This is a genomic window from Taibaiella lutea (assembly GCF_008629695.1).
In the GTDB taxonomy this organism is placed as follows: domain Bacteria; phylum Bacteroidota; class Bacteroidia; order Chitinophagales; family Chitinophagaceae; genus Taibaiella; species Taibaiella lutea.
Genome location: NZ_VWSH01000001.1, coordinates 353401 through 372309, shown reverse-complemented (window position 1 = coordinate 372309; position 18909 = coordinate 353401). Strand labels below are relative to the sequence as shown.

Genomic DNA, 18909 nt, shown 5'->3' with positions numbered 1-18909 from the left:
AACAATAGCATTCAACACACCTTTTTGTACTTCCTGTCACGGTAAAGACCAAAAAAGACCCGAAATAATATCGGGCCTTTTTTCTTTTATCTTAAAATGTTCCAACTTGTTAGAGTCAAATCATCCTTATGCATAAAATGCTTTCTTAGGATTTGCGGTTGCATAACCTTCAGCAGCTTTTGCAGCTTTGGCATTGTTAGTCACTTTCGTGTACGTTTTGCCTGTTGCAGCATCCGTAAAGCGAGACGGCGTCTTCGCTTTTTTTCTGTTACCGTTTGACATAATTTGAAGTATTTCGCGTGAAGGTAGGCTTTTGAAATTTGGAAACAGTATTTATTATTAATAAAGATACACATAAGTTAATGTCTTGATAGTTTGAATGTTTTGTGTGTAATTTTTATTTTGTTCAAAAAATAAACCATGTCATCACGTCGCCAGTTCCTTCGCAATTCGGCCATAACCCTTGGTGGCCTTATGTTGGGCGCCCCGGCTTTTGCCGATTTAAACATTTCAGAAAAGAAAAAAGTAATCATTATCGGCGCAGGCTTTGCCGGATTAGCAGCAGCATACAGGCTGCATCAAAGAAACATAGATTTTGTAGTACTCGAGGCCAGAAACCGTATCGGCGGAAGAGTCTATTCTTACAATATAGATCCGGACGAAGATTTGATTGTTGAATTAGGAGCTGAGTGGGTAGGCTATTCCCATGAACGCATCCGTAAATTGTGTAATGAGTTCGGTCTGGAATTATTTAATAATCAGTTTAAAACAAGGCTTATTCGCAATGGCACATTCAAAGACAAAGACCAGTGGCAATATTCACAGGACTGGCTCCGGAAATTTGAAGAATTAAAGAATGCCTATAAAGGTCTTAGCACTGAACAGCAGATCAATATGGACAAAATTGATTATTGGAACTATCTCAGAAATAACGGATGCACAGGCGAAGACCTGGAATTGAATGAATTACTTAACTCTACCGATTTTGGCGAAAGCATCAGGCATGTGTCCGCTTATTCCGCCATGGGTGAATATGTGGAAAGCAATGACACAAATGAAATGGATTTGAAAATAAGAGGCGGTAATGATTCCCTTGCAGAGCAATTCAGGTGTGCCATCGGAAAAAACAGGATAAAAACAGAGCATGTCGTAACTCAGATACATCAGGATAAAAATGTAAGAGTAACTTGTGCCAACGGCGCAGTTTTTGAAGGTACCGATATCATTTGTGCAATACCCGTATATTCAGCTAAAAATATAAACTGGTCGCCCGGTTTGCCCGAAGAAATATCACTCGCAATGAATGAACTGCAATATGCACGTATCAACAAGAATCCATTGCTTTTCTCCGAACGTTTCTGGAAAGATGAAAGCTTTGATTTGGTTACGGATATGCCAGGCCATTATTTTTATCATGCCACCAAAAATCAGCCTTCAAAGAAAGGCGTGCTGATATCTTATGCCATTGGAGATAAAGCTCCCGTAATTGCTTCGCAGACCAATGCTTATCGTGCTGCACTTACCAATTTATCTTTCAAACCGGGCTTTGGCAATACGGCACACTTACTGGAAAAACAGGAAAACTATTACTGGGGTGCAGACCGCTATTCTCATGGCGCTTATGCACTTTACGGCATCGGGCAATGGTTTGGCGTGCTGCCAGTTCTTTCTCAAAGATTTGAACGCACCTTATTTGCAGGAGAACATCTTTCCGAAAAATGGCAGGGATTTATGGAAGGGGCCATTGAGACAGGAGAAGCAGCCGCAGAAAGTATTTAAAGATTTTATGCGGTTTATCAATATAAAAGGGCCTTTCGCTACTGAAAGACCCTTTTATATTGATGTGTGATTTTTATTGTTGTCCTAATATAATAGGCGTTCTGCCATCTGTAATAATCACTTTATTGTTGGTATTTCTTATAGCTTCAATCCATTTTTCCTGTAACACTTTTGCATCAAGGCCGGCAGCTCTTACACGGTTGGCTTCGGCATCAATCTTTGCTTTTTCAAGGTTCATCTGCGCTACTTGTAGTTCGTTCTTTACCTGTTCGGCCTGCTGAATGGCATTATTTCTCGCTTCAATAGCGCGTGCCATTGATTCAGGTGGCTTAAGCCCTGAAGTAAGATTGTTTAAGACGAAATATTTTTTATCAAAATCGGCTTTCAGTCTGAATTCTACCTTTTGTTCAAAAGCATTCAGATTGTTCATCAGGGAATCTGTAGTGTAATTCCTTGCTTCTTCTCTGTAAGCGTTTATTACCAGCTGGTTTAATACGGCATTTTCAATATTATCCATCATCACATTGGGCTCCGAAACACCGACATGCTTATAATTAAACACAATATCAATGCCTCTGCCTCTTAATGCCTGATACGTATAAGTAGGATCGACAGTAAAGACACCTGCATCTCTGGCTGTGATTACAACTGAAGTAGGATCGCCTTTCTGTTCAAACATAGGTACCTGATACAAAGTAGTGCCCGGCATTGCAGTCATTTGTCTGCCTATTACGGATTTAAAATCTGCTCTGCCGTTTCTTCCGTAATTAGTCATCAGTACACCTTCATAGTTGGGCTCTACTCTGGAACAACTGTTACTGAGAACTACAATAAGTACAATAGCTATAATAGCCAGAATACCGGCAGTGGTTATTTTTTTTCAAGGTTATCATTTTGTGTTTTTAAATACTTTGGAATAAGGGAATATCAATAAGCAAATAACATGCAGCGTTCCGGTAATAAAACCATATACAGGCTGTAGATTGAAAAGCCTGAAATGCAGCCACACAAGCAGGATATTTGCGAAAATGAAAAGGAAAATTTTCAGCATTGATGTGATGATATTGAGAGCCAAAGATGCATTATTTTTTAGAATTGTTTAGTTTTTTGGATCTGATATTTCGGGAAATATTATTTCAAAGAACCGTTTTTCGGCTACAACAAAGATAGATTCGGCTACATCCGCCGTTGTAATCCTGTGCACCTTTGCCTTATCAAAAAAACAGCAAATGAAAATCACAATCACAGGTTCCTTAGGACACATCAGTAAACCGTTGACACAAATTTTAGTGCAGCAGGGACATATAGTAACCGTTATCAGCAGTAATCCCGAAAAGAAAAAAGACATCGAAGCTTTGGGTGCAATACCGGCAATTGGCAGTATAGAAGATGTCGATTTTCTGACATCCGCTTTCACAGGTGCAGATGCCGTGTACTGCATGATTCCGCCTAATCATTACTACGACAAGAATCTTGATCTGACCGCTTATGTCTTGCAAACAGCCCATAATTATAAACAAGCCATTATGCAATCAGGCGTAAAGCGCGTGATTCACCTCAGCAGTATCGGCGCACATCTGGAAAAAGGCACAGGCCTTATCCTCACACACCGTGATGTAGAAAATATACTGAAAGATATACCGGACATATCCATTACACACATGCGTCCAACCTCTTTTCATTATAACCTCTACAGCTTTATCCCTGTGATAAAAAACACAGGGATTATAGCCTCAAATTATGGTGCAGATGATATGATTGTCTGGGTTGCCCCTGCTGATATTGCCGACGCAGTAGCCGATGAAATAGTAACACCATCGCAAGGCAGGAAAATACGTTACGTAGCAAGCGATGAGCTTACCTGTAACGAGGTAGCAGGCATTTTAGGCGCTGCCATCGGTAAGCCCGATTTGAAATGGGAAGTTATTTCCGACGAACAGATGCAGGCAGGCATGGAAGCGGCAGGTCTCAATCCGAAAATAGCTGAGGGGCTGGTTGAAATGCAATCGTGTATTCATAGCGGTATCTTCTTTGATGATTATTATTTAAACAGACCTGCATTGGGAAAAGTAAAGATGACGGATTTTGCAAAAGATTTTGCAACAGCTTATAATCAAAATAAGTAACATTGTAATATGGCAAAACCGGTAAGGATTAAAACAATCAGCGAGTTTCATAAGTTCAGGGGATTAGCAGCCCCTGAACATCCGTTGATCAGTGTGGTGGATTATGCCGCTATCAAACATTCGGCAACAAATAATCACACAAGCTGGGTGCTTGATTTCTATTCCATTTCCCTGAAAAGGACTACGAATGCCAAAATGAAATATGGCCAGCAGGAATACGACTTTGATGAAGGCGTGATGTTCTTTATGGCTCCCGGACAGGTTTTCAGCATTGAAGTAATTGGAAACGCAGCGCCCAATCATACAGGCTGGATATTACTTATCCATCCCGACTTCCTATGGCATACATCTTTGGCTAAGATTATAAAACAATACGAGTACTTTGATTATGCCGTAAATGAAGCTTTATTTCTTTCGGAAAAGGAAGAAGTAACGGTTACAAGTATCATCCAAAACATCTTGCAGGAATACCATGCCAATATTGACAAATTCAGCCAGCAAATTATTATTGCACAACTGGAATTATTGTTTTCTTATTCAGAAAGATTTTATCATCGCCAGTTCATCACAAGAAAGATAAATAACCATCAAATCCTGAACAGGCTGGAAGATATACTGTCAGCATATTTCGACAACGATGAAGCTATAAAGAAAGGATTGCCTACAGTACAATACATTGCTGAAGTATTGAACCTTTCGCCTAACTACTTAAGCGGTCTTCTGAAAGTATTGACAGGACAAAGCACGCAGCAGCACATCCATGAAAAACTGATTGAAAAGGCAAAAGAAAAATTATCCACCACGGATTTATCAGTAAGCGAGATTGCCTACGAATTAGGATTTGAGCATCCGCAATCGTTCAGTAAATTATTCAAAACAAAAACGAATTATTCTCCTTTGGGGTTCAGGGCTTCGTTTAATTGATCTGAGTGAATGTGTTTTATTAAAGCTTTCTCATTGAATCTTTAGCAAAAGTGGTCTATTGACTGGTCTTATTCTTTCTTGAAAAATGAATGAGAGTATATTCTTTTTCGCCATCATCTATTTTAATTAAAAGTTCCTTTCCATTAAGTATTAAGACATCAGAACCAATATGTACACCTGGAGGTTTATTTAGAAAAATAAGACTGGTGTTATTACCCTTCTTTGTTATTGAGAAATTTTCTCTTGGTGAGCTTCCATTTATACTTGATTTATATGTATTGTCTTCAAAGAAAGTCATGGAGCTGCCAATCAAGTTCTGTTTAAGATTATTCTCGATTTTTGCATCTGTATCGATGTCACTTTTTCTGGACACAGAATCAATAATCCAGCTACCATAAATAAGTTTTTCTTGACTATGATTGCAGGATATACCCAACAATAGAAATAGGATAGCGAAAGGAGTTAGTAAAAAATAATAGTTCGTTTTTAAATGCATGTTAAATTTGAAATTTGATAATTTGATGTTTGTTTTTTATCATCTAATTCACCAACTGATGCGTCTGCTTAATAATCCCCATCACAAACACACTTTGCAGATGTCCCATATTCTCAATCTGGCTTAGCTTGTTGACATGGAAATCATAATAAGCATCCATGTTTTCCGCCACCACCTTCAACATAAAATCAAACTCGCCGCTGATATTATAACATTCAATGACCTCATGCAATTCATTGATAGTCTTGATAAACTTCGCCCCCGATTTTTTATTATGCTCTTTTAAAGACACATAACAAATCACCATCAAACCTTTCCTGACCTTGGCATGGTCCACAAGCGTTACATATTGTTTAATAATGCCGCTGTCCTCCATTCTCTTGATACGTTCATGTACAGGTGTAGTGCTGAGGTGTATTTGCGATGCAATATCACGGACCGTAATCTTGGCGTTTTGCTGCAGTAACCTCAAAATAGCCAGGTCTTTATCATCCAGAGCATAAGCCGGCAAAGTGGCATTATCTTTTGCATTGGTCTTTTCCATAGCTGAAAATGATTTTGTCCTGTAAAGTTAAGCGATTATTGTCTTTTGTTCTGAATTTTACAATAATCACTAATGGTTTATCCTAAAACGCTACTTTTGCCTTCTGAATTTTAAAATCTAAACAAAGAACATATTATGTCAACTACAAGTTTTCAAAATATCGAATTGAGCCTGCCTTATAAGGTAGCAGACATCAGCCTTGCAGAATGGGGCCGTAAAGAAATTCGTCTGGCTGAAGCTGAAATGCCGGGCCTTATGAGTATCCGCGAAGAATTTGCTGCACAACAACCTTTGAAAGGTGCGCGCATTGCAGGTTGTCTTCACATGACTATCCAGACTGCCGTGTTGATTGAAACATTGACTGCTTTGGGTGCCGAAGTTCGCTGGAGCTCTTGCAATATCTTCTCTACACAAGACCACGCTGCTGCTGCAATCGCTGCAACAGGCGTTCCTGTTTTTGCATGGAAAGGTGAAACCAACGAAGAAGCAGAATGGTGTATCGAACAAACATTGTTCTTTGGTGCTGAAGACAAACCATTGAACATGATTCTGGATGATGGCGGTGATTTAACCAATATCGTTTTTGATAAATACCCTGAATTGATCGCCGGTATCAAAGGTCTTTCCGAAGAAACAACTACAGGTGTTCACCGTTTGTATGAACGTATGGCTGCCGGTACTTTGCCGATTCCTGCTATCAATATCAATGACAGCGTTACCAAATCCAAATTTGATAACAAATACGGTTGTCGCGAATCATTGGTAGATGCTATTCGTCGTGCTACAGATGTAATGATGGCCGGTAAAGTTGCTGTAGTTGCAGGTTTCGGTGATGTTGGTAAAGGTTCTGCCGATTCTTTGCGTGGTGCAGGCGCTCGTGTTATTGTAACTGAAATCGACCCTATCTGTGCTTTGCAAGCTGCAATGGAAGGTTTTGAAGTTAAGAAAATGAATGACGCCATCAAAGAAGCAGACATCGTTGTAACCACTACAGGTTGCCGCGATATCATCAATGGTGAGCATTTCAAATTAATGAAGGACAAAGCCATCGTTTGTAACATCGGTCACTTCGATATCGAAATCGATATGGAATGGTTGAATACAAATTATGGTCATACTAAAGATACTATCAAACCACAGGTTGATTTGTACAGCATCGATGGTAAAGAAGTAATTGTATTGGCAGAAGGCCGCCTGGTTAACTTAGGTTGCGCTACCGGCCACCCGTCATTCGTAATGTCCAACTCTTTCACCAATCAGGTTTTGGCCCAATTGGAATTATGGTTGCATAGCAATAAATACGAAAACAAAGTGTATGTATTGCCTAAGCATCTGGATGAAAAAGTAGCTCGTTTGCATCTTTCTAAAATCGGTGTTGAGTTAGACATCCTTACAGATACGCAAGCTTCTTACTTAGGTCTTTCAAAAGAAGGTCCGTTTAAGCCGGAAATGTACAGATACTAAGATTCAATTTGAATTAATATTAAAGATGCCAACTTTTAAAAAGCTGGCATCTTTTTTTGTGCAGATATGAGTGTCGGCATTTTGAATGATTCCTGTTATTTTCATAGAAACTATCTGTTACCTTTATGTATCAATTAATAGATATGACGCCCGAAACAGAAGCACTTGCTTACCCCATAGGCAAATTTGAAATGCCGCTTGAATACGACGAAACTCAGATCCGCAAATGGATTGAAAGAATTGAAGTTTCACCAAAATGGTATGATGCGGCAATAGAAAATATGGATGAAGCTCAATTACTAACGCCTTATCGTCCCGACGGATGGACTGTAATGCAGGTAATTCATCATGTTGCCGATAGCCACATGAATGCTTATATACGTTTCAAGTGGGCATTAACGGAAGATTGTCCCACCATAAAACCATACCATGAAAAACAATGGGCGGAGTTACCAGATGTATTTAATGTTCCAGTAAATGTTTCCGTAACCATTTTACACGCATTACATCGCCGCTGGGTTGCTTTAATGCGCGATATGACAACTGAAGACTGGAAGCGTGCAATGGTTCATCCGGAACATAACAGGAGAATGGAATTGTGGCAATTGCTTGCCATGTATGCCTGGCATACCAAGCATCATTTTGAACATATTTTTAGATTAAGAGAAAGAATGAACTGGTTGTAAATCATTAAAAGAAAATGACGGACAAGGAATATATAGAAAACGCCCGAAAGGCTTCCAACGCAGCAATTGTAGCCAACGATGCAGATGGAGTGACAGTACATTACATGGAAGATATCATTGTAATTTCAGGTGAAGGAGGAAAGCATGCCGGTAAAAAGAATCTTGTCAAAATATGGAAGCAAATGTTTGCCTCGGGAATTACATTGTTTGAAAGGTTGCCTTCGGAAATTACAATAGCTGATAGCGGAAAACTGGCATGGGAAACCGGCATCTGGAAATATAAAGACGGAGCCAAAGGCGGTAACTATTCCGCCATGTGGTGCAAGAAAGGAAATACCTGGAAGACAAGAACCGAACTGTTTGTGTCGCTTGATTAATAAAATTTATTCCCTAATCGTTAAAGCCTGTAACAAAATGAAAGCCAATACCATTGATGAAGTGATTCAGCAGCTTGATATTATCATAAATGATTGCATTCAAAAGTCTTCACGTATCGGTTATTTTGCTTCCCTATACAAAGCAATGACAATTGGTGTGAAAGTTGGTATTGAACAAGATGCTTTTGACAACGGTCCGAGAATGGAACTTTTAGATGTAGCGTTTGCGAACAGATATCTGACAGCTTACAATCAGTTTTCAACAGGACAAGTCGCAACACATTCCTGGATGCATGCTTTCAAAGCGGCTGAGCAAACCAATTTGTCAATTGTTCAGCATTTGCTTTTAGGTATCAATGCACATATCAATCTTGATCTGGGAATAGCAGCTGCGGCTATTTCAACAGCCGGTGATATTGAAAGTTTGCACCATGATTTTAATCTTATTAATGTTGTGATAGGCAATGTTTATCTTTCATTGGAAAAGCAGCTAAAGAAAATTTCGTGGCCTACAATATTCCTGAAATCGCTGGATCCTACTGTCGCAGACGACATTGTTAATTTCAGCATTCAGAAAGCAAGAGATACGGCATGGTCCAATGCGGTAATTTTAGCTGATTCAACGGAAATTCAGGACGAGGATATTATCAGGGCAACTGACACAATAGTATCAAAAGTTGCCACCTGCGTTCAGAATCCTGATGGGATAACAAAATGGATTATAAAAGGAATCCTTCTTTTTGAATCGAATGACGTTGCCAAGAACATTAAGGTTTTGAATGAAGGCTGAATGCCGGAGTAGTTCCAGTCTGTCACTTGTATATTTCTTCTAAAATCTTATCGCCGACATTTTGCCTGTAATGACTTGATTCATAGAAGTTGAATCTTGATTCTGAAAATTCATTCTTTCCCGAGAAATCATAAAGATGAGCGCCGAAGATATTTTCAAGAATTTGCTGGTCTTTAATGTTGAATTTTATTTCATAATACAACGGACTAATTACAACTTTATAGTTTGTGTGGTTTTTTTCTAATATATTTCTGATTTTCAGAAAGGTAGCTTCATTTTCTTTATTAATATAACTCACTGAATCTCTGGTTTCTCCGTTTCTTTCGTAAAACAAATCCTTTCTTTCAGCATAATATTTGTCAGGATTTTCTTTTAATTCATCCTCCACTTCTTTGAACACAATTTCATTCGTAATGCTGTCTATCAATACAGTTCTGTTTTCAATATAGCCATGCATATAAGGCCTGTATTGTTTTGTTGCGAGATAAGGAATATAGCTTGACAGAAAAACGGGATTCATAAATGCCTTAAAAAACTGAAATTGATATTTCAGTTTGCTTTCCCCGTTTAATGCAGGGTTTTTGACAAATAAATAACCTTCCTTATGTTCAGCATCGTAAAAAAGGTAATCAGGGCAAAGGATAATTAAAGCGTTTTTGATAGGGTAGTGGTTGTTATCCAAAAAATGTATCTTTTGGTAAATACCATTGAGCGATTCTGCCGAAGCATTGAAAATAAAAGGCCTGGCAGTTGAATCCAGGTATTTTTTCCATGAAGCTGTTTTAAATGCCTTTGTTCTTGAGCTGCCAAAAATAAAAGAGTTATAATGTTCAGAAGGATAATGATATCTGAAGGTTTCAAAAGAAATATATTCCGTATTTGGTGTAACCCTGTAATTGGAGAAACCCGAATAAGTGCGAAGTGTTTTGAAGGGATCGGTTATTAAATACAGCACAAATAACGCAATAACAGGTGTTAAGCCTATAATTATAAATTGAAGAAGTTTTTTTAAGAATTGCTGCATTTCGTGAGCGAAAATAATTGAATCTGTACGCTTTTTTGTTTTTCCTTAAACATTTCTTTCAACAAAAAAAGCCAATCCGAAATTGGATTGGCTTTAATAATAGATTTTAATGATTCTTATCCTAAGTAAGATTTCAATGAACCGCTGTAACGTGCTTTTTGCAGGCGTTTGATTGCGCGTTCTTTAATCTGACGGATGCGTTCTTTTGTAAGGTCGTATTTTTGTCCTATTTCTTCTACAGATGGACCGCTATCGCCTTCCAAACCGAAATAAGCAGAGATAATTTCAGCTTCACGGGTGCTTAATGATTTAAGGATGCGTTGGATTTCTGCTTTCAAAGAATCCTTCATTACTGTATCATCCGTATCATTGCTGCCTTCAAGCAAATCGCCCATAGCTACATCTTCTGCTTCGTGAACCGGAGCATCCAAAGAAGTGTGACGTGTGTTGCTGCTGAAAATATTTGCAATTTCAGTTTCACTCATTTCAAGAATGCTCGCCAATTCTTCTGTTGAAGGTTCACGTTCATGTTCTTGTTCAAAAGCAATATATGCTTTATTTGCTTTGTTATAAGTGCCGATTTTGTTTTGCGGTAAACGTACCAAACGTCCTTGCTCTGCCAAAGCCTGCAAGATTGATTGACGAATCCACCATACGGCGTAAGAAATGAATTTAAAACCCTTAGTTTCATCAAAACGCTGTGCTGCCTTGATTAACCCTAAATTCCCTTCATTGATCAAATCACTCAGAGATAGACCCTGGTGTTGATACTGCTTAGCTACCGAAACTACGAAACGAAGATTGGCTTTCACAAGTTTTTCCAAAGCTCTTTGGTCTCCAACGTGAATTTTCTGCGCAAGTGTAGTTTCTTCCTCCGGTGTGATCATTGAAATACGGCTGATTTCCTGAAGGTATTTTTCTACAGCTTGCGAATCGCGATTCGTAATCTGAGTAGCAATTTTTAGCTGCCTCATAGTCTGGTTTTATTTGTTTTTATTATTTGTATTACTACTATTTCTGATTTTGGAAAAAACAAAGAAATAATATAATATTGCTTCCCTGCTTTTAAGACTTTATATAAACGTTTTTCGGTTGGGTTTAGTTTGTATAAGTATGTTAAAATAAACCTTTTAGTAAACCATTTATAAATATCTTTAACTGACAAAAAATCCATCAGTTTTTCTATAACTCCTATTCATCAAAAATCATTCCATAATTCCCTTGTCATGTTTGACTATTGTCAATTATAAAAGTTTAATGTATTGTTATTTTCTATGAAAGCCAATACAGTAAAGGCTTTTGATTATTTAAAATTTGCTGATTTTATTGCAAAATTTTCTCATTATTTTATGTAGCGTAATATTTGTCAGTTTCTTCGTCAGAAATATACGAAGCTTACGCCAATTTGTTACCTTTGCGCCGTTAAAATATTTTAAACACATTTTATGTCTCAAGACTTATATCAACACCCCGATTATTACTTATTGGACGAATTACTGACTGATGAACACAAATTGATCCGTGATTCTGTACGAGCATTTGTGAAAAAGGAAATTTCTCCGATTATTGAAGATTACGCTCAAAAAGCAGCATTTCCTTCACAATTAATAAAAGGCCTTGGTGAACAAGGATGCTTCGGACCTTTTGTTCCTGCTAAATATGGTGGTGCCGGTTTAGATTACATTTCTTACGGTATAATGATGCAGGAACTGGAGCGTGGTGATTCCGGTGTGCGTTCAACGGCATCTGTACAAGGTTCATTGGTAATGTATCCGATTTACACTTATGGCAGCGAAGAGCAGAAAATGAAATATTTGCCAAAACTTGCAACAGGTGAAATGATGGGTTGCTTCGGTTTGACGGAGCCGGATCATGGTTCCAATCCTGCAGGCATGTTGTCTAATTTTACAGATGCAGGTGATCATGTTATTTTGAATGGCTCTAAAATGTGGATTTCCAATGCACCATTTGCTGATATCGCAGTTGTCTGGGCACGCGGTCCTGAAGGCAAGATTAAAGGCTTGATTGTAGAACGTGGTATGGAAGGTTTTACAACTCCTGAAACACACGGTAAGTGGAGCCTTCGTGCTTCTGCAACAGGTGAGCTGGTTTTTGATAATGTAAAAGTTCCGAAAGAAAATATTCTTCCGAATGTAGAAGGCTTGAAAGGTCCGTTGGGTTGTTTGAGCAGTGCCCGTTATGGCATTGCATGGGGCGCTTTAGGTTGCGCTATGGACTGCTATGATACAGCTTTACGTTATTCCCAGCAACGTATTCAGTTCGGTAAGCCAATCGGAGGTTTTCAATTAACGCAAAAGAAACTGGCTGAAATGATTACTGAAATCACAAAAGGTCAGTTATTGGTTTGGCGTTTAGGCGTTTTGCGTGGCGAAGGCCGTGCAACACCGGAGCAAATTTCTATGGCTAAAAGAAACAGTTGTCAAACTGCAATCACTATTGCCCGTGAAGCACGTCAGATTTTGGGTGGAATGGGTATTACAGGTGAATACAGCATTATGCGTCACATGATGAATCTTGAGTCTGTTATTACTTATGAAGGGACACACGATATTCATTTGTTGATTACAGGACAAGATGTTACAGGATTGAGTGCATTTAAATAAATATTTGAAAATCGTTTTATTCAGATTTGCCAACTTTTAAAAAGTTGTCAAATCTATTTTACAAAAAAAAGCGTTGCCACTTTTAAAAGTTGGCAACGCTTTTTAAATTCCTGCAATTTGTTATTTATAACATTTTAACCCTGCATAGATAAATTAAAGAATCTGATATCTAACATCTAAAAGCTATTTCCCCCTTCCCTGAAAAATAACTTTGATGGTGTAAAGTGAAATTTTTATATCCAGCGCGATAGAGCAGTTTTCTATGTATAACAAATCGTACTTCATCCGCTCAATCATTTGTTCCACATTTTCGGCATAACCATACTGAACCATTCCCCAGGAGGTAAGCCCCGGTTTTACACGGTGCAAGTATTTGTAGTGCGGATGAGAAGGTACAATTTTATCAATGAAGAATCTTCTTTCAGGCCTTGGGCCTACTAATGACATATCGCCTTTTAGAATATTGAAAAACTGTGGCAATTCGTCAATGCGCCATTTACGCATAATTTTGCCCCATTGCGTAATTCTTCGATCTTCATCGCTACTCAATGCAGGTCCGCTTTCCTCGGCGTTCATGTACATGGAACGGAACTTGTAAATATTGAATGGCTGACCGAACAGGCCAATTCTTTCCTGTTTATAGAAAATAGGGCCGGGTGATGATAACCTGACTTTTAATGCTGCAAACAGGTAAACTGGCGAAAGTAATATCAGACACAATGCCGAAATAGTAAAATCAATCACTCTTTTGCAAACCTTTTGCCAATCGGGCAATAACTCTGGGTGAATACTTATTAACAATGGAGCATAAACATTATTAATCCTGACAGAACCTGAAATGATATCGTATAAATCCGGTAAAACCTTTATGATTATAGGACTGTAGCTTAATCTTGTTAATAAATGTTCCAGTTTATTATGTTCGTGAGATTCCACCGCAATTACTACTTCTTCAATCTTATACTCCTGAATGATGTTTTCCAGCGATTCTATATTGCCTAATTCAGGTACATTAGGAATATTTAACGGCGTTACATTTTTGTCGACACTTACAAAGCCGACAACCTCATTTCCCAGAACATGCGGATTATCTTTTATTTCATTATAAACTTTGGTTGCTTTTCCATTCCCGCCTACAATAAGGGTTTTATATACAATCTTTCTTTTTAAGAGATCACGCTTGACTTTATATAGCCAGAACATTCTTGAAACAAGCAAAAAGAAAAGCTGCGTAACGAAATACCAGGAGGTTATTTCAAAGAAATATTTAAAACTGCCTGTATCGTTTGAGAAGGCTACTGTTCCGATAAGCAAGGAGCCAATAATACTGATGATAATACTGCGATATATTTCAATTAATCTCGATTTACGGTATAAATCAAAATAAGCTCCTGAGAGGTAATGAAGAAAAATCCAGAAAACAGGAATTATTAAAAACGAAATAATATAGTCACGTGCCGACCAATTTCTTTCCTTTGGATAAATATCGGGAAAAGCCTGATGCAATAAATGCTGACGATACAACCAAAATACTAACCATGCAGCAATTGCTGTCAGGTAGTCGATAACTATCAATATGATAATTGCTCTTCTTTTGGCCGTGGATAATCTCATGCGTACGCTAACCTATAAATTTGAGCCCTAAAATTTGAATCTTTAAAACGGATAAAAGTTGTTATTGAAACACTTTTTCAGCATTGTCGTTATTCACCTGCATCATCATTTTATGTAAAATCTGATGCGCCACATCCATTGCATGTAATCCGTCGTAAACAGAAACACTTACTGGTTTGTCCTGTAAAATGGCCAACGCAAAATCAGCCAGTTCTTCTCTTATTGCATTTACTTCATTGATATTCGGCATTTCGACAGAAATCATTTTTTGCTGACCTGCTCCAATCTCAATAGGGAAGTCAAAAAATCCCTTTTCTTCATTATCTCCTTTTAATCGTATAATCTCTGTTTTCTTATCTAAAAAGTCGATGCCAATGTATGCATCTCTTTGAAACAAACGCATCTTTCTCATTTTTTTCAAAGAAATGCGGCTTGCTGTAAGGTTTGCCACACAACCATTATCAAATTCAATCCTGGCATTTGCAATATCAAATGTATCGCTTATAACTGCTACGCCACTCGCAGAAATCCTTCTTACCGGCGATTTTACGAGATGTAAAATGATATCAATATCGTGAATCATTAAATCCAGAATTACTGCAACATCTGTTCCTCTCGGATTAAACTGAGCAAGTCTGTGTGTTTCAATGAACATCGGTTCGAGCTTTTTATTGCGCAGAGCCAGCATGGCGGGATTATAGCGTTCCACATGACCAATCTGACATTTCACATTTGCTTCCGCCACCAGTTTTACCAATTCCCTTGCTTCTTCCATGGTATGGGTCATTGGCTTCTCTATAAATAGATGACGAGATTGTAAGAGACATGCTTTGGCTATATCGAAATGAGAAGTAGTATTTGTAACAATATCCAGCGCATCGGCTGCCGAAATGAGATCTTCAGCATTGGTATAACGTTTAATTTGATATTCAGTGATGGTTGTTGCTGCATTATCATCATTCGGGTCAAAAAAGCCAACCAAAATAATTCCGGGTATTTGTAACCATTGCTGAATATGAATTTTACCCAGATGCCCCGCACCAAAAACGCCGACTTTTAGCATAAAAACTGAATCTCTCTACGTTAAGTTAATATTACGATTGCAAAATAAGATAATTAACGCAAAGGGGTGGCTTTGGCCTTTCTAATTTTTTTAATTGAAATAGTAATACGATGCATAAAAATAACCGTCTTTATAAATAGGATGGTTTTCAGGAGATTTTATGGACTAAATCCCCTCATAAGGGTGAAAAAAATATTCTTGCCCTTGTCTATATTAGATAAATGATTAATAAAAACATCGCTGCATTGCTATAATGATTTTTTAAATGGTTTCTTTATGAGAAAATTTGTATTTGCTATTTTTATATTCATTATTTCTTTTCAACTCAGAGCAGAGGAAGATGCGAAACTGCTGGCTCAGTTTCCCTTTGAAAAATTTTTGTCCGGCATTGTTATTATTAAAGCCCAATTGTCTCCATATAAAGATTCGTTGAATTTTATACTGGATACCGGAAGCGGTGGTATTTCTCTGGATAGTACCACATGTGTAAAACTTGGTATCGAAAGTAGGATGACGGACACGTTTGCATCGGGAGTAGGAGGGAAGAGGAGGGTAAGATTCACATTTAACAGGACTTTGAACTTGGGAGGCTATAATGTTGACAGCCTTAATTTTCATTTAAATGATTATAGTTTATTGTCAGCACTTTACAATATCAAAATTGACGGTATCATCGGTTATAGTTTTTTGAAACGATACATAGTAACAGTTGATTATGATGCAGCAATGGTCAAAGTGTATTCTAAAGGCAAATTTAATTATCCTTCAAGGGGTTTTGTTTTTAAAAAACCTATCACATCCATACCATTTGAAAGTGTTTCGATATCGGATGCTAAGAAAGTAGATGGTAATTTTTATTTTGACAGCGGTGCGGGGCTTGAATTGCTATTCTCAAAACAATTTGTTGCAGATAGCAATATTTTCCTGCCCAAAAGAAAGCCTCTTATAGCAAATGTTGAGGGAGTTATGGGAAGAGAAAATATGAGCATTGCGGTTGTGAAGAGCTTTTCATTTGGCCCTTATAATTTTAAACACGTACCGGTTTTTATTTATGCCGATAGTAATAACGTTTTGAAGTATCCGCGTCAGCTTGGACTGGTAGGCAGTGGTATTTTAAGCCGGTTTAATCTTATCCTGAATTTCCCTGAAAATGAAATATTCCTGAAGCCGAATAATTCGTTTAATGATCCCTTCGATTATTCTTATTCAGGCTTAAACATTTGGGAGAACAAGGGAAAAGTTGAAGTGTATGATGTAATTCCGAATTCTCCTGCTGAAAAAGCCGGTTTTATTGTCGGGGATGAAATTATCGGTATCGAAAAAGTTTTTTCAGGTAGTCTTCAGGCTTACCGGAAAATGTTGAAGTCTGAAAAAACCACGCTGAGTATTGTTATAAAAAGGGAAAAAGATTATATGCCGATGTTGCTCAAGGTCAGTTCTATCTTGTAAAAAACAAAAAAGATGCCGTATGGCGGCATCTTTTTTAAATTATGGTTGGGATATAATTACCAAACGTACTGTTTCTTATTCATAAGTGTAGCTTCTGCTGCAATCGTCTGGTCTCCTGACGCTACATCATATACCAGACATTCATAAGTCACTCTGTTTTTATCAGGGAAAATCTCTTTTACTCTTACCACTGCTTCATATTCCTGGTCGGTGAACATAGGTTTTAGCCATTTAATATTCTGGCTCATATATACATGACCATCAGCATACCATAGCGTTCCGAAAATTTTGGTAAAAACACTCGCTCCCAGAAAACCGTGAATAATATTACGGCCAAACATGCTTTCTTTTCCTGCCTGAGGATCTATATGCAATGGATTAGTATCGCCGCTTACTTTTGCATATCCATCTACATCTTCTTGTGTATAACTGAACTTGTGACGAAACTCGTCTCCGATTTTTAGCATAGGAAATTTCTTTTTTTATATTAATAGATAGTTGCTAAGTAAGTAAATTGTTTTTTATCAACAAAGAATAATCGGGAAAATTATATTCTTATTTCAATAAAAGTTTTCCCTCAGGCTAAATTTAAAAAAGCGACCTGAATCAGGCCGCTTTTTTAAATTATAATATTTTTCTATTAATATCTGTAGTCGCCGCTTATTGATGGCACATAAACTTTTGAAATATCATCTATAACAGGAGATGTAGCCATTTGCCCGTTAATTCTGTATGGCGTAACGCGTTGTGCGCCGGTTGTAGCATCCAGACGATATAATAATTTGTCAAAACCGCCAAAATAGATATCTCCGTTAAATGCCACCGGCGAAGATTTTATAAGCGCCTGTGTAGGGACTTGCCATACAACGTGACCATCAATTATATCTATGCAATAAAATTTGGAATCATAGCTTCCGAAATAAACATTTTGATTGAAAACTACCGGAGAAGACTGGATGGCATCACCCGTCTGAACTTTCCAGCGCAGTAAACCTGTTGCTGAATCGACAGAATAGAAATTACGGTCATCACTGCCGACTAATACATTGCCGCCAATTTGAATCGGGGAGCTACGTACCTGTGCGCCTGTTGTGAAACTCCATTTCTGTGTTCCATTCAGAGATTTGATAGCATAAACATTTCCGTTGTCATTTCCTACATAAACAAAACTGTCATTTACCACACATGGAGAAGAATAAAATGCACCGGGCTCGGCAGGTGTAAATGTCCACAATACTTGCAGAAGATCATTTAATGCAACTACATTATTATTCATGCCGGAAATAAAGATAGCTTTCTGAAAACCGCCCGCGATATTATGAATAGCAGGTGAAGAGTTAATACTTCCCCCCATGTCAAACACATTCGTATTAGTAGAAGGGAGAACATAATAGTCGGTCAGGTCAGCTTTAAGTGTATGTAGTTTTGTTCCTTCTACTACTAAAAGCATATCGCCTCTGAATATAGGTGTGCCGATTATGGCATTGCTGTAACTTATAGAATTTATTTTTACACCGGTTTGTGCATTAATGGAGTACAGTGTTCCTTTTGAAGTACCGACATACAAAACTTTATCTTTTACAAGCGGTGTAGATAAAATTTCACCGTCAGCAGAAAACTTCCATTTCTTTTCAAGAGAAATAGGGTCTAATGCGTAAATGATTTGATTATCGCTGCCAACAAACAATGATTGGGAATAAGTTACCGGCAATGGTGTGTCAGGGCTATAATCTTTTTTGCAGGAATTAAGGCCGGTTATAGCTAACATAGCCGATGCGGCCAATATACAATAGCGTTTACGTAGATTCATTCTGTATTTAAGTTTTACTCAAAAGAATTGCTCACAATAATAAGCATTCTATTCCTATTATGCAAAGACGGCCTGAATAATTTTTATGTTGGGGGATGCCTTTATTTCAATTTTCTGAATTTTAAGTCGTTTTTACATA

General features: G+C 37.8%; 19 protein-coding genes. 9 read left to right on the top strand and 10 right to left on the bottom strand.

What is annotated here, in order from left to right; all coding sequences use genetic code 11:
• Positions 1 to 126: 126 nt before the first annotated feature.
• The gene (locus F0919_RS18365) at positions 127 to 282 is read right to left on the bottom strand and encodes a hypothetical protein (protein ID WP_190277226.1); all 156 of its coding nucleotides are present in this window, start codon (positions 280 to 282) and stop codon (positions 127 to 129) included.
• A gap of 138 nt (positions 283 to 420) precedes the next feature.
• Between F0919_RS18365 and F0919_RS01610 the strand changes: the two genes are divergently transcribed.
• The gene (locus tag F0919_RS01610; protein WP_150030962.1) at positions 421 to 1779 is read left to right on the top strand and encodes a flavin monoamine oxidase family protein; all 1359 of its coding nucleotides are present in this window, start codon (positions 421 to 423) and stop codon (positions 1777 to 1779) included.
• Positions 1780 to 1852: 73 nt separating this feature from the next.
• Here the strand turns inward: F0919_RS01610 and F0919_RS01605 are convergent, their stop codons facing one another.
• Positions 1853 to 2611 carry an SPFH domain-containing protein gene (locus F0919_RS01605; protein WP_262713943.1) on the bottom strand — a complete coding sequence of 253 codons (759 nt, stop codon included), beginning with the start codon at positions 2609 to 2611 and terminating at the stop codon, positions 1853 to 1855.
• A gap of 397 nt (positions 2612 to 3008) precedes the next feature.
• Here F0919_RS01605 and F0919_RS01600 point away from each other — a divergent pair, with 397 nt between their 5' ends.
• Together F0919_RS01600 and F0919_RS01595 are read left to right on the top strand one after the other, a co-directional pair.
• Positions 3009 to 3905: an NmrA family NAD(P)-binding protein gene (locus tag F0919_RS01600; protein WP_150030960.1), complete on the top strand. Its 897-nt coding sequence runs from the start codon at positions 3009 to 3011 to the stop codon at positions 3903 to 3905.
• Positions 3906 to 3914: 9 nt separating this feature from the next.
• Positions 3915 to 4829 carry a helix-turn-helix domain-containing protein gene (locus tag F0919_RS01595; RefSeq protein WP_150030959.1) on the top strand — a complete coding sequence of 305 codons (915 nt, stop codon included), beginning with the start codon at positions 3915 to 3917 and terminating at the stop codon, positions 4827 to 4829.
• A 55-nt stretch (positions 4830 to 4884) separates the two neighbouring features.
• Here the strand turns inward: F0919_RS01595 and F0919_RS01590 are convergent, their stop codons facing one another.
• Both F0919_RS01590 and F0919_RS01585 read right to left on the bottom strand, forming a co-directional pair.
• On the bottom strand, positions 4885 to 5325 hold the full coding sequence (locus tag F0919_RS01590; RefSeq protein WP_150030958.1) for a hypothetical protein: 441 nt from the start codon (positions 5323 to 5325) through the stop codon (positions 4885 to 4887).
• A gap of 43 nt (positions 5326 to 5368) precedes the next feature.
• Positions 5369 to 5869: an Lrp/AsnC family transcriptional regulator gene (locus tag F0919_RS01585; protein WP_150030957.1), complete on the bottom strand. Its 501-nt coding sequence runs from the start codon at positions 5867 to 5869 to the stop codon at positions 5369 to 5371.
• A 135-nt stretch (positions 5870 to 6004) separates the two neighbouring features.
• On the opposite strand from F0919_RS01585, the gene ahcY reads away from it, so the two are divergent.
• The 4 genes from ahcY to F0919_RS01565 all read left to right on the top strand — a co-directional run bounded on the left by ahcY (position 6005) and on the right by F0919_RS01565 (position 9186).
• Entirely contained in the window at positions 6005 to 7333 is a 1329-nt protein-coding gene (gene ahcY, locus F0919_RS01580) for an adenosylhomocysteinase (protein WP_150030956.1), read from the top strand.
• Positions 7334 to 7458: 125 nt separating this feature from the next.
• Positions 7459 to 8019, top strand: a complete 561-nt coding sequence (locus F0919_RS01575) for a YfiT family bacillithiol transferase (RefSeq protein WP_235903436.1) — start codon at positions 7459 to 7461, stop codon at positions 8017 to 8019.
• A 14-nt stretch (positions 8020 to 8033) separates the two neighbouring features.
• Entirely contained in the window at positions 8034 to 8396 is a 363-nt protein-coding gene (locus F0919_RS01570; RefSeq protein ID WP_150030955.1) for a YybH family protein, read from the top strand.
• Between the two features lie 37 nt (positions 8397 to 8433).
• Complete coding sequence (locus F0919_RS01565; protein WP_150030954.1) at positions 8434 to 9186, top strand: DUF5995 family protein; 753 nt, start codon at positions 8434 to 8436, stop codon at positions 9184 to 9186.
• A gap of 22 nt (positions 9187 to 9208) precedes the next feature.
• Here the strand turns inward: F0919_RS01565 and F0919_RS01560 are convergent, their stop codons facing one another.
• Together F0919_RS01560 and F0919_RS01555 are read right to left on the bottom strand one after the other, a co-directional pair.
• On the bottom strand, positions 9209 to 10210 hold the full coding sequence (locus F0919_RS01560; RefSeq protein WP_150030953.1) for a hypothetical protein: 1002 nt from the start codon (positions 10208 to 10210) through the stop codon (positions 9209 to 9211).
• Positions 10211 to 10326: 116 nt separating this feature from the next.
• Positions 10327 to 11184 (bottom strand): sigma-70 family RNA polymerase sigma factor, encoded by an 858-nt coding sequence (locus F0919_RS01555; protein WP_150030952.1) that lies wholly within the window; start codon positions 11182 to 11184, stop codon positions 10327 to 10329.
• 471 nt (positions 11185 to 11655) lie between these two features.
• Between F0919_RS01555 and F0919_RS01550 the strand changes: the two genes are divergently transcribed.
• The gene (locus tag F0919_RS01550) at positions 11656 to 12834 is read left to right on the top strand and encodes an acyl-CoA dehydrogenase family protein (RefSeq protein ID WP_150030951.1); all 1179 of its coding nucleotides are present in this window, start codon (positions 11656 to 11658) and stop codon (positions 12832 to 12834) included.
• A gap of 183 nt (positions 12835 to 13017) precedes the next feature.
• On the opposite strand, the gene F0919_RS01545 is transcribed toward F0919_RS01550, so the two are convergent.
• Positions 13018 to 14448, bottom strand: a complete 1431-nt coding sequence (locus F0919_RS01545) for a sugar transferase (protein WP_150030950.1) — start codon at positions 14446 to 14448, stop codon at positions 13018 to 13020.
• A gap of 61 nt (positions 14449 to 14509) precedes the next feature.
• Entirely contained in the window at positions 14510 to 15511 is a 1002-nt protein-coding gene (locus F0919_RS01540; protein ID WP_150030949.1) for a Gfo/Idh/MocA family protein, read from the bottom strand.
• Positions 15512 to 15787: 276 nt separating this feature from the next.
• On the opposite strand from F0919_RS01540, the gene F0919_RS01535 reads away from it, so the two are divergent.
• A complete protein-coding gene (locus F0919_RS01535; protein ID WP_150030948.1) occupies positions 15788 to 16960 on the top strand; it encodes an aspartyl protease family protein in 1173 nt (390 codons plus the stop codon).
• Positions 16961 to 17016: 56 nt separating this feature from the next.
• Here the strand turns inward: F0919_RS01535 and F0919_RS01530 are convergent, their stop codons facing one another.
• Together F0919_RS01530 and F0919_RS01525 are read right to left on the bottom strand one after the other, a co-directional pair.
• Positions 17017 to 17427: a MaoC family dehydratase gene (locus F0919_RS01530; protein ID WP_150030947.1), complete on the bottom strand. Its 411-nt coding sequence runs from the start codon at positions 17425 to 17427 to the stop codon at positions 17017 to 17019.
• Between the two features lie 173 nt (positions 17428 to 17600).
• Positions 17601 to 18770 carry an outer membrane protein assembly factor BamB family protein gene (locus F0919_RS01525; protein WP_150030946.1) on the bottom strand — a complete coding sequence of 390 codons (1170 nt, stop codon included), beginning with the start codon at positions 18768 to 18770 and terminating at the stop codon, positions 17601 to 17603.
• Positions 18771 to 18909 lie beyond the last annotated feature (139 nt).

What these genes read in the sequence shown, in the direction of transcription:
- F0919_RS18365 (WP_190277226.1), bottom strand. Translation starts at nt 282, where the DNA reads ATGTCAAACGGTAACAGAAAAAAAGCGAAGACGCCGTCTCGCTTTACG.
- F0919_RS01610 (WP_150030962.1), top strand. Translation starts at nt 421, where the DNA reads ATGTCATCACGTCGCCAGTTCCTTCGCAATTCGGCCATAACCCTTGGT.
- F0919_RS01600 (WP_150030960.1), top strand. Translation starts at nt 3,009, where the DNA reads ATGAAAATCACAATCACAGGTTCCTTAGGACACATCAGTAAACCGTTG.
- F0919_RS01595 (WP_150030959.1), top strand. Translation starts at nt 3,915, where the DNA reads ATGGCAAAACCGGTAAGGATTAAAACAATCAGCGAGTTTCATAAGTTC.
- F0919_RS01590 (WP_150030958.1), bottom strand. Translation starts at nt 5,325, where the DNA reads ATGCATTTAAAAACGAACTATTATTTTTTACTAACTCCTTTCGCTATC.
- F0919_RS01585 (WP_150030957.1), bottom strand. Translation starts at nt 5,869, where the DNA reads ATGGAAAAGACCAATGCAAAAGATAATGCCACTTTGCCGGCTTATGCT.
- ahcY (WP_150030956.1), top strand. Translation starts at nt 6,005, where the DNA reads ATGTCAACTACAAGTTTTCAAAATATCGAATTGAGCCTGCCTTATAAG.
- F0919_RS01575 (WP_235903436.1), top strand. Translation starts at nt 7,459, where the DNA reads ATGTATCAATTAATAGATATGACGCCCGAAACAGAAGCACTTGCTTAC.
- F0919_RS01570 (WP_150030955.1), top strand. Translation starts at nt 8,034, where the DNA reads ATGACGGACAAGGAATATATAGAAAACGCCCGAAAGGCTTCCAACGCA.
- F0919_RS01565 (WP_150030954.1), top strand. Translation starts at nt 8,434, where the DNA reads ATGAAAGCCAATACCATTGATGAAGTGATTCAGCAGCTTGATATTATC.
- F0919_RS01560 (WP_150030953.1), bottom strand. Translation starts at nt 10,210, where the DNA reads ATGCAGCAATTCTTAAAAAAACTTCTTCAATTTATAATTATAGGCTTA.
- F0919_RS01555 (WP_150030952.1), bottom strand. Translation starts at nt 11,184, where the DNA reads ATGAGGCAGCTAAAAATTGCTACTCAGATTACGAATCGCGATTCGCAA.
- F0919_RS01550 (WP_150030951.1), top strand. Translation starts at nt 11,656, where the DNA reads ATGTCTCAAGACTTATATCAACACCCCGATTATTACTTATTGGACGAA.
- F0919_RS01545 (WP_150030950.1), bottom strand. Translation starts at nt 14,448, where the DNA reads ATGAGATTATCCACGGCCAAAAGAAGAGCAATTATCATATTGATAGTT.
- F0919_RS01540 (WP_150030949.1), bottom strand. Translation starts at nt 15,511, where the DNA reads ATGCTAAAAGTCGGCGTTTTTGGTGCGGGGCATCTGGGTAAAATTCAT.
- F0919_RS01535 (WP_150030948.1), top strand. Translation starts at nt 15,788, where the DNA reads ATGAGAAAATTTGTATTTGCTATTTTTATATTCATTATTTCTTTTCAA.
- F0919_RS01530 (WP_150030947.1), bottom strand. Translation starts at nt 17,427, where the DNA reads ATGCTAAAAATCGGAGACGAGTTTCGTCACAAGTTCAGTTATACACAA.
- F0919_RS01525 (WP_150030946.1), bottom strand. Translation starts at nt 18,770, where the DNA reads ATGAATCTACGTAAACGCTATTGTATATTGGCCGCATCGGCTATGTTA.